We start from the raw sequence: 13047 nt of genomic DNA on the forward strand, positions 1-13047 counted from the left end.
ATTATCTTTTCATGTAACGATCCATTTCCCGTTTGGCGTCTTTTTGTTTGAGGGTTTCCCGTTTGTCGTATTCTTTCTTTCCGCGGGCGAGGGCGATGCGTAGTTTGGCGATGCCTTTCTCGTTGAGGAAGAGGCGGAAAGGGACGATGGTGAGTCCCGATTCTTTGGTCTTGCGTTCGAGTTTCACGAGTTCCTTGTGCTGCAACAGAAGTTTGCGGTCACGGCGCTCGATGTGGTTGTAGTAGGTGCCCAGTTTGTATTCGGCGACGTACATGCCCTTAACCCACAATTCCCCGTTGTGGAAGTAGCAATAGGCGTCGACGAGGCTGGCTTTGCCGGCACGGATAGATTTGATTTCCGTTCCCGTCAGCACGATGCCGGCGGTGTATTCCTCCAGAAATTCGTAGTCGAAGGAGGCTCTTTTGTTTTTTATATTGATGTCGTTCTGCATACTTTTATATATTAAGCGTGATGGTGGGAACACGGAATATGATTACCAGTAACCGTTGTATGATCATCGGCGAAACGATGAGCAACAGTCCCACGATAACAAGGGTACTTTTGCGAAGTTGTACGTTGAGTCCGCCCATTTGGTTTATGCCGACGTATAACGTGCGGAGGCAAAGCAGGCTAAGCAAGCCGGTCAGCTGTCCGAGAAAACCTTCGGGCATTCCTTGCGAGAGGCAATGAAAAATGATGAAGATACCCGAACAGTAGACTGAAAGACGAATGGCTACCTCGTTGGCTTCCGTGATTTTGTCCGTGAGATACTCGCGGCTTACCCGATACGTGGCGTAAGCACCTCCAACGGAGGCGACCAAAGTAATGGCAGCTATGGCGAAAGCGTAGAAAGGCGGGGTGTGCAGCAGTTGCAGGAGGAACGTGCAGACGGAACCCGCTACCGCCAAGGGGATAAGGTAACCCCGGAAAACATCCGTGCCATCCATGTTTTCCCGTTTCACCGCCCGCCACTCCGTTTCCGGGTGGAACAGCATTTCCCGTGTTCTGGCGTATATACCTCTGATATCCGATCTTTTTATCATATCGCGAAAGTACGAATTAATTTTAGATTTTAGATTCTATCGATTCGGTGATTTAGTGATTTCGGATTCGGTGATTGGGAATTAATAAATCGTGATAATATTGTAACATATTTTTCTTTAATTTCGTTAGTGTTAAACGTGAGTAAGTTTAGCGGAAAGCGATTGCGGCGGGAGATAATGACGAATTTTAATCTTTAAAATGATGTATATGGAAACGTTGTACGCGGCATTACCGATTATTATTTTGATTATTCTGATGGGAGTGATGAAAGTTTCCGGTGATAAAAGTAGTGTGATAACGCTGTTTATCACGGCATTTTTGGCATTGTTCGCTTTTAATTTATCGGTGCCGGACATGATTAATTCTTTTCTTTACGGGATGCTGAAAGCGTTGATTCCTATTTTGTTTATTATACTGATGGCGATATACAGTTATAACGTGCTGTTGCAAACGAAGAAGATAGAGGTGTTGAAGCAACAGTTTTCTGCTATATCGGTGGACAAAAGCGTGCAGGTGTTGCTGATCACGTGGGGGTTCGGGGGATTGCTGGAAGGTATGGCGGGTTTCGGGACGGCGGTGGCTATCCCGGCGGCGATATTGATCAGCCTCGGGTTCAAGCCGATGTTCTCGGCGGTGGTCAGTTTGATAGCCAACAGTGTTCCGACGGCATTCGGGGCGGTGGGAGTTCCGGTAATCGTGCTGGCACAGGAAACGGGGTTGCCCGTGATCCCGTTGAGTACGGCGGTGGTATTGCAGTTGTCGGTGTTGATGTTGCTGGTGCCTTTCGTGATCACGTTTTTAGCCGATCCCCGGTTGAAGGCGTTGCCGAAAAACCTGTTATTGAGTTTGTCGGTGGGGGCGGTGTCGTTGGTGGCGCAGTATCTTGCCGCTCACTATATCGGGGCGGAAACTCCCGCTATTATCGGTAGTATTGCCGCCATTATCGTGATTATTCTGCTTGGGAAATTGATTGACAGGGGGAAGGAGAAACCCGCGGGGATGATTTATTCCGGCGGAGAGATTGCACGGGCATGGATGGTGTACGTGTTGATCATGGCACTTGTACTGGTCACGAGCCCGCTGTTTCCCGTTATCCGGGAGGTATTGCAGTCTGTATTGGTTTCCACGGTGCATATTACGATACGCGGAGAGGTGAAAGTGTACACGATACAGTGGTTGATACAAGGTGGCGTGTTGCTTTTTATCGGTTCCTTTGTCGGCGGGTTGATTCAAGGCGGAAAGGCGGGAGCTTTGCTCGTGCTGTTGTGGCGGTCGGTTGTGCAGTTGCGCAAGACGATCGTGACGGTAATCTGTCTGGTGGGATTCTCTTCCATCATGGAAACGTCGGGGATGATCAACCAGTTGGCGGTGGCTCTTGCTGCCGCGACGGGTGCGCTCTACCCGTTGTTTGCACCCATGATCGGGGCATTGGGAACCTTCTTGACGGGTAGTGATACATCGGCAAACATCCTGTTCGGTAAATTGCAGGCCGGGGTTGCCGCGCACACGGGAGTCGATCCCACGTGGTTGTCGGCAGCGAACACGGCGGGAGCCACGGGAGGAAAGATTATTTCCCCGCAAAGTATCGCTATTGCCACGTCCGCCTGCGACCAGCAGGGACAGGAGGGAAGCATATTGAAAGCGGCCATTCCTTACGCGCTGGCTTATGTTATTATTGCCGGGGTGGTAGTGTATCTTTTTGCATGATGGGAAAGCCGGCAACTTGTAACTTGCCGAAGGCAAATGAAACTTGTAACTAATATTATATATTATGAAGATTGGATTATTTATTCCCTGTTACATCAACGCGATCTATCCCGGCGTGGGGGTAGCGTCGTATAAATTATTGAAGTCGCTGGGGTTAGATGTTGATTACCCGTTGGATCAGACGTGCTGCGGGCAACCCATGGCGAATGGCGGATTCCAGAAGGATTCCGCGAAGTTGGCGGGGCGAATGGAACAGTTGTTCGAGAAATATGACTACGTGGTGGGTCCCTCGGCAAGTTGCGTGGTTTTCGTGAAAGAGCATTACCCGACACTGTTGCACAAGGAGGAACACGCTTGTATCAGCAGTAGGATATACGAGATATGCGAGTTCCTGCACGACGTGGTGAAAGTGGATAAGCTGGATACCCGTTTCCCGCACAAGGTGAGTATTCATAACAGTTGCCACGGGGAGAGGTTGCTGCATCTTTCGTCACCGAGCGAGTTGGTGATACCCCGCTACTCGAAGCTGAGGGATTTGTTGTCACTGGTAAAGGACGTGGAGGTGTTCGAGCCGAAACGTGTGGATGAATGTTGCGGTTTCGGGGGAATGTTTGCCGTGGAAGAAGCGGCTACTTCCGTTTGCATGGGACAGGACAAGGTACGTGATCATATATCCACCGGGGCGGAATACATCACGGGTGCCGACAGTTCGTGCCTGATGCACATGGAGGGGATTATCCGCCGGGAGAAGTTGCCGATAAAGACGATACACGTGGTGGAGATTTTGGGTAACGGTTTGTAAAGTTTATAAAGTTCATAAGGTTTATAAAGTCTGTTGACCCCTGCGGGGCGCTTTGCTCACGGCAGCTTGTGCTGCCGATAAACTTAGTCCGAAGGACACCCGTAACCTTATGAACTTTACGAACCTTATAAACTTTATAAACTAATTTGTAAATAACGTAAATCTAAATATTATGAGTTCACATGCTAAAGCAGCCAAGAAGTTTATCGCGGATAAGGAGAGGACGGCATGGCACGATCAGGCGCTCTACTTCGTGCGGGAGAAAAGGGATAAAATGGCGAACGATGTACCCGAATGGGAGGCGTTGCGGGAAATGGCGAGCCAGATGAAACGCCACACGATCAGTAATCTGGGGTATTATCTCGATATGTTCGAGAGAAACGCCACAGCGAACGGTATACACGTGCATTGGGCGAAGGATGCCGAGGAGCACAACCGTATCGTGTACGGGATTATTCAGAAACATGGGGGGAAGAATCTGGTGAAGAGTAAGTCCATGTTATCGGAAGAATGTGGATTGACGCCTTACTTGAAGGCTCGGGGAGTGGATGCCGTGGAGTCGGATCTGGGCGAACGGATCATGCAGTTGATGGGAACGCCGCCCAGTCATATCGTGCTGCCCGCCATTCACGTGAAGCGGGAGGAAGTGGGGAAGGTGTTCGAGAAAGAGTTGCACACGGAACCGGGGAACAGTGATCCGACTTACCTGACGCATGCCGCACGTGCCGCTTTGCGGGAGAAATTCCTGCACGCGGATATCGCCATGACGGGAGTTAATTTTGCCGTGGCTTCATCGGGGGCTTTCGTGGTATGCACGAACGAGGGGAATGCCGACATGGGTACTTCGTTCCCGAAGGTACATATCGCTATCATGGGGTTGGAGAAGGTGATCCCGGATTACAAGGCGTTGGCGCTGTATACCCGTTTGTTGGCCCGCTCTGCCACGGGGCAGCCGTCGACGACATACACCTCGCATTACAAGAAGCCCGTCGAGGGACAGGAGATGCATATCGTGATCGTGGATAACGGGCGTACCGATATACTGGCTTGCACGGAACACGTGAATATGCTGAAATGTATCCGTTGCGGGTCGTGTATCAATACTTGTCCGGTGTACCGCCGCACGGGCGGTTATTCTTACTCTTATTTTATTCCCGGCCCTATCGGGATTAATTTAGGAATGTTGAAATCACCAGAGAAGTACTCGGGTAACGTATCGGCATGTTCACTTTGTTATTCCTGCTCGAACGTGTGTCCCGTGAAGATAGATCTGGCGGAACAGATCTACAAGTGGCGTCAGAATCTGGCACCGTTGCATCTTGCCGCTGCGTCGAAAAAGTTTATGGAGAAAGGCATGAAATTCGTGATGGAGCGTCCCGGTCTTTTCTATCCGGCAATAAAAGCAGGACGGATAGCCGAAAAGATGCCTCGTTTCGTGCTGTACAACAACCTCGACGCGTGGGGTATCGGACGAGAATTACCACAATTCACGAAAGAGACGTTTAACGAGATGTGGAAGAAAGGGAAAATTAAATGATTGACGATTTGTGATTGATGATTTCAGATTTCTCTTCATTTGCTGGGGAACGGTAAAGTCGGTAGAAAGGGGCTTAAAATCTAAAATCTTCAATCTAAAATCATAAATATATAAGTTATGGGTAGTAAAGATGAAATATTTGCAAGGATAAAAGCTCACGGGATTGACCGCGTGGAACGCCCGGAGATGACGTTTACGCCGTTAGTTTATCCTGATCCGCTGGTGCAATTTGAAAAGATATTGAAAGCGGTGGGTGCGAATTACGTGTTGCTTGATAAGGGGCAGGACGTGAACGAGGTAATCCGGAAGGCTTATCCGGATGCCAAGTCGATAGCTTCGAATTTGCCGGAGATTACTTGTGCGACGGTGAATCCGGATATGTTGGATGATCCGAGAGAGTTGAACGGTACGGATGTAGGGGTTGTGCGAGGAGAGTTCGGGGTGTTGGAAAACGGGATGGTGTGGATAAAGCGACAGACTCGTTACAAGGCATTGCTTTTTATCGCGGAGGCGTTGGTGGTGATACTGGATCGCACTCGTCTCGTGAATAATATGCACGAGGCGTATACCCAACCGGATTTCGATGATTACGAATACGGTAGTTTTATCGCCGGACCTTCAAAGACTGCCGATATCGAGCAAGCGCTGGTTATCGGGGCTCACGGGGCAAGAGGAGTGACGGTGATTCTGGAGTAAAGGTTTATAAAGTTCATAAGGTTTATAAAGTTTATAAAGTAGTGGACCCCTGCGGGGCGCTATACCAACGGCAGCTAATGCTGCCGTTTAAGCTGTGTCCGAAGGACACTTGGTACTTTATGAACCTTATAAACCTTATGAACTTTATAAACCGTCCTCTCCCTTATCGGCTGCCTTCGAGAAAAAGCGATAGGCGGCGAAAGATACTATCAAGGGGAAAAGGTAAATAATTCCCGGGGAGAAAAGGGCAAAATACCAAGGAGCTCCCCATTCCGGGGTATCCGCGAACTGGAGGGCTTTGTAGCCGACGTGGACGATACCGACGCATAGGAATAGAATAGCGGCTATGCCGAATAACTTTCTGTTTTTGAGTGCTTTCGTTTTTTCCATAAATTTGTTATTTTGCCTTTGGCAAGTTACAAGTTGCATTCGCTTTCCGTGGGTTACAAGTTCATGATTAACCTGCAACTTGCCGGAGGTAAATGCAACTTGCAACCTGTAACTATTTATTATATAAATGTTTAATGCCAACCCGGTGTCCCGCTACGGCGAAGTAGAGGATAAACAGGTAGCACGGTAATACCATCCAGTAAGCACCTTGGAAGCCCATGCAGGTGGTGAGTGAGCCGTATAGCATCGGAAGCAAGGCTCCCCCGGCGATAGCCATGATAAGCAGAGCCGATCCGGTTTTCGTGTGACGTCCCAAGCCGAAGATGGCGAGCGGGAAGATTGCCGGCCACATCAGCGAGTTAGCAAGGCTTAACAAGGTCAAACACCAGATAGACACGTTAGCCGGAAGAACGGCGGTGCATATCCCGAGGATGACGCCGAGGACGGCACAGTAAGCTAAAGCCCGTTCTTGGGTGATGTATTTTGGGATGGCGATGATACCGATAATGTAACCGACGATCATGGCAATCATGCCGAAGGTCGGGAATACCCGGGCGGCTTCCATGTTCATGTTTAATGATTTGGCGTACCCGATGACCGTGTCGATGGCGATAACCTCGACTCCCACGTAAAGGAACAAGGTGACGATACCGATCCACAAGTGCGGGAAGCTGAATATACTTGATTTACCCCCGTGTTGGATACTGCCTTCTTCTTCTTCCGGGTCTTCGATCTGGGGAAGCGGAGAGAAACGCACGAACAGCGCCAGCACGACGAGCGACACCATAATCACGATGTAGGGTACGATGGATTTCGATGCCAGAAGGTCGAGTTCTGCCGCTTTTTGGATAGGATCCATTGTCTTTAAACTTGCTTCCAGTGCATCGATGTTTTTCAACATGATAGACCCGAGGATAAGCGGGCTGATGGCTCCTGCCACCTTGTTGCAAATACCCATGATGCTCACCCGTTGGGCGGCACTTTCCGGGGCTCCCAATTCAATCACGTAGGGGTTGGATGCGGTTTGCAGCACGGACAATCCCGTACCCATGATAAAAAGTCCCAGCAGGAACAGACCGTAGGTGCGAGTCATCGCCGCGGGTATAAACAGTAATGCCCCGACTGCCATCACGAGCAACCCGAGCATCATGCCGTTTTTGTAGCCTGTTTTGCGTAATACCCATGACGAGGGTAGTGCCATGACAAAGTAGGCAATGTAGAAAGCGAAGGTCACGAGGTAGCTTTGCCACTCGTGTTGCAGTTCGCAAGCGATTTTAAGATAAGGGATTAGGGTAGCGTTCAACCACGTGACGAACCCGAAGATAAAGAAGAGGATTCCAATAATGATAATCCCCATGCTGTAAGAATTTTTCTTTTGTTCCATCATCATCTAATTAATAATATACATAAACACGTAAACACATAAGAGTCCTACAAAGTTATTAATTTTTGATAATGATGGATGAAATTGTAGAAAATTATTGCCCGGAGAGGGGATAATAATAAAACGAGGCTGCCGAAACAACCTCGTTTACAATCTAATAAAGAAAATAGAGATGTTAGTTAGTGTGTTTTTGCTAATTCCGCTTCCAGTTCGTCACTGCTGTGTCCCGAGAAAATGATTTTCCCGTCGGGGTCGATAAACAAGAAGGTCGGTATAGACTTGAGATTATAGTATTTGCCGACTTCTTTGCTCAAAGCACGGGTAGCGAGGAACTGGGACCAAGGCAACTTTTCTTCTCCCATGGCCTTTTGCCACTCTTTTTCTTCTTTGTCTAGTGATACGCTGATAAAATTGACTTTTTCCCCGTGCAGCTTGTACATCTCTCGTAAGTGAGGGAAACTTGCCCGGCACGGTCCGCACCACGATGCCCAGAAGTCGATCAACGTGTATTGTCCCGCCTTCAATTGGGCGAGGAGAGATAGCGTGTCGCCTTTCGAGGTTATCACTTTTCCTTCCTGTAACGGTTTGCCTTGGGCGAATGCGCTCGCTTCTTTCAGGTACTGGCGGAAATTTTTAAGCCTCGGGCAAGTATCCCGGTAGGAAGCGAAGAGTTGTTCCAGTTCATCGAGATAACCTTGGTCGTAGGTAAAAGGTTCTTTTTTCAATTCCTCGACTAACATTAGATTCACGGCGAGGTTCGAGTGGCCCGCTATAAATTCCCGGGTTTGTCGAGCCAGTTCTGTTTGTGCCGCTACTATTCTTTTGGCGTCTTCCGGTTGTTTGTTCTCTTGGAATCTAAACGTTCGGAGAAGATGGCGGGTCGGGATAGTTTGTTGCTGGTAGGCATAATAAATATCCTGTGCCGGGGAACCCGTTAGCGTGTAGTTTTTCTCTTTACGAATATCGTATTTCCAGAAAGAGTGAGGCAGACTGTCCACGTGAGGCGTGGTGAATGTCAATTTCCCGTTCTCCACGAAGAAATTGATATCCGCGTAAATAATTTTGTTTTCTTCTTTTATGTTTTTCCGGTCACAGATGTCTTGGTTATTCAAGCGTAGTTCGCAGAGAGTGGGTTGTTCCAGTTTTCCCCGGAATTCGAATCGCTCGTTGACGATAAATCCCTTAAGACGTTCTTTGTTTTCCCCGGGGATAGCTAATTCTATTTCCGTGCTGTCCATTGCCCCGGGAATGGTACCGCGAAGCACGAAATGATCCATGGGTTTCATGTCACAGGCGCTTATGGCGCTTGCCAGTAATAGGAATGATAGGTATCTTTTTTTCATGTTCATCTTATTTTTTATCAGGTTGTTTTTCCTTGTTCAAGCGTTTTTTGTACCCGTCGAATATCCACTCCGAGTGGCGTTTGTTCTCGTCATCGGGTAACCCGGGAAGTACTTTTTCCCCTAGGGCGATAAGGCGAGCGTAATCTTCTTTTTCCAATCTATCCCCGAAGCACGACAATATGATGTCATAAGTGGTGAGGTCGTTGCTTGATAAGTTTTCAGCCTTTTTTTCCATGTGGGCGATAACTTGTTGCGTGAGTTTTTTGCCGAGTTTCCCGTAGTTAGCGGGATAAGGTTCTTGGGTTTTCCACAAGATGGTACGGAATCCGAAAGCGTACATTTTCAATTCTTCGGCATTCACGTGTGGTATTTTTGCTTTCACGATGGCGGCAACCTTTTCGATATCTCGTTGGCTGACAGGTTCTGCCAAAGCTAACATTTTTTCCAGACTTTCTTGTCCCTTGATACGGAAGCCGTTGATTTGTGCTTTCACTTTCTCCACGGGGGCGGCGTCTTCTTTGGCGTATCCGGCGATGTAATCCTGTAATATCTTAGCATGGTGATAGAATAAGAATTTCTCCACGATTTCTTCGCCCGTGTTCTTTCGGATGGCATCGAGGTTCGCCAGCAGGAAGTCGAACATGGGAGAACCAATCACGCAACTCTCGTCTTCGTAAATCGACCAGTATTCTTTTTCGGTCTTTTCCTTGTCCGTGAGGCGTTGCAATAACTCCTTGTACACCTTAGCGGCTTTCTCGTCACTGGCAGCATCCGATAAGGCATTTTTATATGCCAAAAGTTCGGCATTGCTCATCTTGCCTTTCTCGTATTCTTGGTGCATGTACAGTAGCGAGGTCTTCTCGTTCAAGCCTTTTTCCACTCTATCGATAAAAGTTTCCAGCTTGTCGCCCCCGACCAATTTGTGTTGTATCGTGCCATCGGGACGGATGATAACGAAAGTGGGGTAGGCGTGCACGTCGAATTTTTTAGCCAGTTCCACACCTTCACCCTTCTCCATGTCGTATTTCACGCACACGAAACGGGGATTGAAGTAATCTCCCGCCTCTTTTCGCGGGAACACGTTATTCGCCATGTTCTTGCACGGTCCGCACCATTCGGTGTAGCAGTCCATGAACACGAGTTTGTTCTCTTTTTTCGCTGCCTCTAGGGCTTCAGTGAATGTTAAATCACGGAAGTTCACGCCTTCCTGCGCGAACACCGTGATTTGCACAAACAAGATAGCGATAAACAAATAGATTTTTTTCATACAGGTAATTTTTACAATACGAATTTATTATTGATTATTTTCCACTAATTGGCGTACGGTTAATTGCAGGGCGTCCGCATCGTGACTACTGAACACGACCCTTCCTGCCGGGTCAAGAAGCACGAGCCGGGGGATGCTGGTGACATTGTAAGTTTTGAATATTTCGGTATAACTCTTTCGATCGTTGCTCCGCAATTGAGTCCACGGCATATCCTCTTCTTTCATGGCTTTTTCCCAATCGGTTTTCTTTTCATCCATGGAGATGCTGACCACGTTCAATTGCTCCCGGCTGTATTTGTTGTAGAGTTTTTTCACGGAGGGGATAGCCGCTTTGCACGGTCCGCACCACGATGCCCAGAAGTCGATCAGCGTGTAGCTTCCCGGATGGACGTGTGATGAGAGTTTTTCTCTTGTCCCCACGGGTGTTTCTAGTTCCACGTCAGTGTACTTTACGCCTTTATATTGCCTCATGGCTTGTTCCATTCTTTTGAGGAAACGGGGTTTGCGTATCGTGTCTGTGATTTGTTCCGCTACACGGGATAGTTCTTCCAACTCTTCTTTGGTTCGGGTAAATTCTTCTTTAATCAGGTTTTCCGCGATATACAACGATACGGGGGAAGTCGGGTGCTGGCGGATAAACTCCATGCGGGCGGCATCGACAATCGCTTGTTTCTCCACTTGTTGGGGGTAAAATTCCGCGAATATTTTGGCGTAAACTTCTGCCGGGTAATTGTATTTGTTGAAGAATCTTAGATTTGATAAGGTGTCATAAGGTATATAAGCGTCCAATTCCAAGGGAAGCATTTTTTGCCGGTAAGCGTTGAAGTCGGCTTGCAGCACACCTCCTGTAACTTTAGCGTTTGTTTCCTTTGCCACGGGAAACATCGTGGAAATGTATGATAAGCTGTCATAATGTTTCGCCTGCATCTCCATTTTGGAGTTATCCAAGAACAGGAAAGTTCCGTTGTTTGTAATCTCTTTTTTCTCCTGAACCAGATTCCTGTTACTGATTCTGATGTCACAGAATACCGGGGTAGGAGTACTTCCCCGTAATTCGAAACGACCGTTCCGGACGGTATCCGTGGCTAGGGTTTCTTTTTTCTCTTTCTCAAGGTTGTTGAGAGTGACAATCATCCCGTCTTTCAGTCCGGGAAAACTTCCCCGGATGACGTACTCGTCCTTGTTGCCGCAGGCGCTGTAAACGAACAGCGCTGCGGCAAGGTAAAATAATTTGTTCATATCGTAATGTTTTATTGAGCATCCCGCACGTAACGTACACTCAAGTATTTGGGGTATACGTTGTTCAGATAGTCTTGCTCGTAAGTAGCCATTATTTCACGTTCAATTCGCGAACTGTTATAGCGTATACTCCGGTAATACACGGCTGTGCCTTCCGGGTAACTGTCTTTGTCCTCGGTGGAAGTCCAATAATACCCGTATACCCGCACCAGACGTAAATGCAGATTCATGGGCCTGACAGCCTGCACGGCGACGTACCCGCCTAGGAGGAGATTCATGCCGCTACCTGTTTCGTCTTGTTGTAGGAGTTCGCCGACCCCGGAACCGCGCCATCCCTTTTTGTCGGCTGTGTTATCGGACATCCCCATGGCTTGTTCCAGTTTTTGCCAGTCTTCGTCCGTGGGTAAACGCCACCCGTCGGGTACGTGTTCCTGTGCTTGTTCGTAAGTGTATAAATTGCCGTAGATTTCGAAATCGGCTATTGCCAGTTCTTTATTATCGATGTCAATCAAGTCATCACCCCATCTGTTTGTTGCGTTGTAATAAGGTTCTCCGCCTTTATAATTGGATGCCATCCAGTCTATCCCGTTGTAGCGTACCCATTTGTACACTTGTCCGTCCGTGTCGGTAAAAGTTCCCGTGGCTTCTGGGGTTATGCGGGGCAGTTTGTCGTCATCGTCGTTACATCCGACGAAGGCTAATGCGATGTATAGTAAGTAGAATATTTTTTTCATGTGTTTGGTATTAGAATATGTAACCTTTTTTCTTGACAACCTCTTTCATAATGTCATATTTTTGAAGAATGACAGGGTATTCGGCATATTGCGTTTTGAATGTATCTTCATCTTCATAGAAGACTGCTTTCAGGAAAGCGGTTAAGTCGCTACTCTCGTATGGGAAATAGGAGCTCCAGCTGCTCCATGATATGAAGCCCAACGTGTACATTTCTTCAGCAGTTGGTTTGGGTTTGGTTAGTGATTGGAAAGAGGAGAAATATTCCCCGTAATAGGGAGCGCCGAACGCTATAAATTCCGTCAGTTCTTCGTCGTAATATTTCGTTTTACCCGCGATTATAGAGTAAAAAATGTCTATGCATTGCTCTTTGATTTCTTCTTCATCCATGTCGGATATCCCTTGGGTTGAAAGAGCTAGGCAACGTCTCCCGTTATAAAAATTAGTTTCACTCCACCCGTAGCTGTAGGATTCCATCTTTTCTACCAGAAATATGGAGTAAGGGCGTAATCCCTCGCCTAGATGAGGAAGAATATACGTTTCTACAAAATGCACGGCTTCTTCTTTATGGCGAATATCCTGAATGTACGTGAAGCGTGCTCCATCTGTCGTACCCGTGATATTGTACGATAAATCGAGTAATTCTGTAAACCAATAGGGAGTCCCGTCTGCGTATGTTCCCCGTTGTTCGTGGCGTAGAGTGTCGTTAAAGAGAAGGTGTATTTTGTTGGTTTCGTAAAAGGTTCGGCGTAATATGGATTCTTCATCCGTGGCGTCGGGAGAGATCGTGAAGTAGTCATATCGCATTTCCGTCGGTTCCAGTTTTTCCTCTTTGCTGCAAGCGAAGCTAACCATTAAGGTACAAAGGACTATGAAATAATATATATTTTTCATCGTGGTATACTC

The 13047-nt window shown here is 47.8% G+C and carries 13 protein-coding genes; 4 read left to right on the forward strand and 9 right to left on the reverse strand.

What is annotated here, in order from left to right; all coding sequences use genetic code 11:
• Position 1: 1 nt before the first annotated feature.
• Both smpB and H8S64_RS03760 read right to left on the reverse strand, forming a co-directional pair.
• The gene (smpB, locus tag H8S64_RS03755) at positions 2 to 451 is read right to left on the reverse strand and encodes an SsrA-binding protein SmpB (protein ID WP_186975046.1); all 450 of its coding nucleotides are present in this window, start codon (positions 449 to 451) and stop codon (positions 2 to 4) included.
• Positions 452 to 455: 4 nt separating this feature from the next.
• Positions 456 to 1043: a YIP1 family protein gene (locus tag H8S64_RS03760; RefSeq protein ID WP_186975047.1), complete on the reverse strand. Its 588-nt coding sequence runs from the start codon at positions 1041 to 1043 to the stop codon at positions 456 to 458.
• Between the two features lie 208 nt (positions 1044 to 1251).
• Here H8S64_RS03760 and H8S64_RS03765 point away from each other — a divergent pair, with 208 nt between their 5' ends.
• From H8S64_RS03765 to H8S64_RS03780, 4 genes are all read left to right on the forward strand, one after another.
• A complete protein-coding gene (locus H8S64_RS03765; protein WP_186975048.1) occupies positions 1252 to 2751 on the forward strand; it encodes an L-lactate permease in 1500 nt (499 codons plus the stop codon).
• A gap of 64 nt (positions 2752 to 2815) precedes the next feature.
• Positions 2816 to 3553: a (Fe-S)-binding protein gene (locus H8S64_RS03770; protein WP_186975049.1), complete on the forward strand. Its 738-nt coding sequence runs from the start codon at positions 2816 to 2818 to the stop codon at positions 3551 to 3553.
• 169 nt (positions 3554 to 3722) lie between these two features.
• The gene (locus tag H8S64_RS03775) at positions 3723 to 5090 is read left to right on the forward strand and encodes a lactate utilization protein B (RefSeq protein ID WP_099292016.1); all 1368 of its coding nucleotides are present in this window, start codon (positions 3723 to 3725) and stop codon (positions 5088 to 5090) included.
• 117 nt (positions 5091 to 5207) lie between these two features.
• On the forward strand, positions 5208 to 5786 hold the full coding sequence (locus tag H8S64_RS03780) for a LutC/YkgG family protein (protein ID WP_099292017.1): 579 nt from the start codon (positions 5208 to 5210) through the stop codon (positions 5784 to 5786).
• 144 nt (positions 5787 to 5930) lie between these two features.
• Here the strand turns inward: H8S64_RS03780 and H8S64_RS03785 are convergent, their stop codons facing one another.
• The 7 genes from H8S64_RS03785 to H8S64_RS03815 all read right to left on the reverse strand — a co-directional run bounded on the left by H8S64_RS03785 (position 5931) and on the right by H8S64_RS03815 (position 13035).
• A complete protein-coding gene (locus tag H8S64_RS03785; protein WP_099292018.1) occupies positions 5931 to 6176 on the reverse strand; it encodes a hypothetical protein in 246 nt (81 codons plus the stop codon).
• Positions 6177 to 6288: 112 nt separating this feature from the next.
• A complete protein-coding gene (locus H8S64_RS03790; RefSeq protein WP_255469418.1) occupies positions 6289 to 7560 on the reverse strand; it encodes a sugar MFS transporter in 1272 nt (423 codons plus the stop codon).
• Positions 7561 to 7739: 179 nt separating this feature from the next.
• Positions 7740 to 8903 carry a TlpA disulfide reductase family protein gene (locus tag H8S64_RS03795; protein WP_186975050.1) on the reverse strand — a complete coding sequence of 388 codons (1164 nt, stop codon included), beginning with the start codon at positions 8901 to 8903 and terminating at the stop codon, positions 7740 to 7742.
• A 7-nt stretch (positions 8904 to 8910) separates the two neighbouring features.
• Entirely contained in the window at positions 8911 to 10170 is a 1260-nt protein-coding gene (locus tag H8S64_RS03800) for a thioredoxin family protein (protein ID WP_186975051.1), read from the reverse strand.
• A 27-nt stretch (positions 10171 to 10197) separates the two neighbouring features.
• Positions 10198 to 11409, reverse strand: coding sequence for a TlpA disulfide reductase family protein (locus H8S64_RS03805; RefSeq protein ID WP_186975052.1), 1212 nt, complete (start codon positions 11407 to 11409; stop codon positions 10198 to 10200).
• Between the two features lie 11 nt (positions 11410 to 11420).
• Complete coding sequence (locus tag H8S64_RS03810; RefSeq protein WP_186975053.1) at positions 11421 to 12143, reverse strand: fibrobacter succinogenes major paralogous domain-containing protein; 723 nt, start codon at positions 12141 to 12143, stop codon at positions 11421 to 11423.
• A gap of 10 nt (positions 12144 to 12153) precedes the next feature.
• Complete coding sequence (locus H8S64_RS03815; RefSeq protein ID WP_186975054.1) at positions 12154 to 13035, reverse strand: hypothetical protein; 882 nt, start codon at positions 13033 to 13035, stop codon at positions 12154 to 12156.
• Positions 13036 to 13047: the final 12 nt, after the last annotated feature.

It is taken from the genome of Butyricimonas hominis (assembly GCF_014287455.1).
GTDB classification, from domain to species: domain Bacteria; phylum Bacteroidota; class Bacteroidia; order Bacteroidales; family Marinifilaceae; genus Butyricimonas; species Butyricimonas muris.

What these genes read in the sequence shown, in the direction of transcription:
- H8S64_RS03800 (WP_186975051.1), bottom strand. Translation starts at nt 10,170, where the DNA reads ATGAAAAAAATCTATTTGTTTATCGCTATCTTGTTTGTGCAAATCACG.
- H8S64_RS03765 (WP_186975048.1), top strand. Translation starts at nt 1,252, where the DNA reads ATGGAAACGTTGTACGCGGCATTACCGATTATTATTTTGATTATTCTG.
- H8S64_RS03805 (WP_186975052.1), bottom strand. Translation starts at nt 11,409, where the DNA reads ATGAACAAATTATTTTACCTTGCCGCAGCGCTGTTCGTTTACAGCGCC.
- H8S64_RS03790 (WP_255469418.1), bottom strand. Translation starts at nt 7,560, where the DNA reads ATGGAACAAAAGAAAAATTCTTACAGCATGGGGATTATCATTATTGGA.
- H8S64_RS03810 (WP_186975053.1), bottom strand. Translation starts at nt 12,143, where the DNA reads ATGAAAAAAATATTCTACTTACTATACATCGCATTAGCCTTCGTCGGA.
- H8S64_RS03770 (WP_186975049.1), top strand. Translation starts at nt 2,816, where the DNA reads ATGAAGATTGGATTATTTATTCCCTGTTACATCAACGCGATCTATCCC.
- H8S64_RS03785 (WP_099292018.1), bottom strand. Translation starts at nt 6,176, where the DNA reads ATGGAAAAAACGAAAGCACTCAAAAACAGAAAGTTATTCGGCATAGCC.
- smpB (WP_186975046.1), bottom strand. Translation starts at nt 451, where the DNA reads ATGCAGAACGACATCAATATAAAAAACAAAAGAGCCTCCTTCGACTAC.
- H8S64_RS03815 (WP_186975054.1), bottom strand. Translation starts at nt 13,035, where the DNA reads ATGAAAAATATATATTATTTCATAGTCCTTTGTACCTTAATGGTTAGC.
- H8S64_RS03780 (WP_099292017.1), top strand. Translation starts at nt 5,208, where the DNA reads ATGGGTAGTAAAGATGAAATATTTGCAAGGATAAAAGCTCACGGGATT.
- H8S64_RS03795 (WP_186975050.1), bottom strand. Translation starts at nt 8,903, where the DNA reads ATGAAAAAAAGATACCTATCATTCCTATTACTGGCAAGCGCCATAAGC.
- H8S64_RS03760 (WP_186975047.1), bottom strand. Translation starts at nt 1,043, where the DNA reads ATGATAAAAAGATCGGATATCAGAGGTATATACGCCAGAACACGGGAA.